Origin of the sequence: Staphylococcus sp. GDY8P131P, from assembly GCF_017891975.1 — a bacterium.
Taxonomy (GTDB): Bacteria; Bacillota; Bacilli; order Staphylococcales; family Staphylococcaceae; genus Staphylococcus; species Staphylococcus nepalensis.
On record NZ_JAESKF010000048.1, the window covers coordinates 1 to 987 of the forward strand.

Here is a 987-nt window from a genome sequence, read left to right on the forward strand (position 1 = left end):
TGATTCTGATTATTTTTTTGTTCTTTCTCTTGATATTCTTCAGGATGTATTTGTTTATCAAACATTTGTATTGTCTTTATCATTCGTCCATTATCTCTACTCACATCATTCATCAAATGCTGGTATTTATTTCTACCAAGAACTTGCTCTAACTTTTCAAAAATTTCTCTAATAACTTTAATGACATTAAGCGCATTATCAAGGTCTTTTTTTCGGTCTTTTATAAACTCATTTGCTCTTGATAAAGTTTCAGACAAATCCTTGTTTTGTTCTCTAAGCTTATTATTTTCGTTTTTTAGGTCATTTAGAGCTTTATCTGACTTAATATACTCATAATCATCTTTGATTAATTGTGCTGCTTCTATTTGCTTCTGAAAGGCATTAAAATCTTCTTGGCTTATGACAACATTTCCAGTTTCTTGTACTTCTTTGTTAAACAAACCACCTACTTTTTCAGTTTCATGTTCATATTTGACGTTTAAAGGCTTTTTAAGCGTTTCTAATGATTTTTGATATTGTTCTATCAACTCATTGTTTTTTTGTTGTATATGGCTTAATTTTTGGCTCTCACGCTCATATTCTTGCTTATGGTATTCTGTTTTTTGCTTATATCGGCTTACCTGATCATGTTTAGCATTTGTAACTTGTCTTGATTGTCCTCGTTCCAAATCATACCCACGTTGATTAACATACTCGTTAAATCTATCTTGAAATTCAGTTAAAGCTTTTTTATTACCTATCACTTCTTTAGCGCTTAATCTTCCGTCCTGCGTTATCGGTACAATACCAAAATGCATATGTGGTGTTTTCTCGTCCATATGAACGGTCGCATAAAGCAAATTGTCTTTTCCGTACTCATTCTCTATAAATTCTTTAGAATGCTCAAAAAAGGCTCTTATTTCGTCTTGTGACTTATCTTTAAAAAATTCATTGTCTGATGTAATTAACCCATCAATATGTTTAACTGCGTCTGTTCTAATTTTTCTT

Annotated in this window: 1 protein-coding gene; it reads right to left on the reverse strand. The window is 31.0% G+C overall.

The window, feature by feature from the left end:
* A partial coding sequence (mobV, locus tag KA894_RS14595; protein WP_210134040.1) for a MobV family relaxase occupies window positions 1-987 on the reverse strand: 987 nt, incomplete at both ends.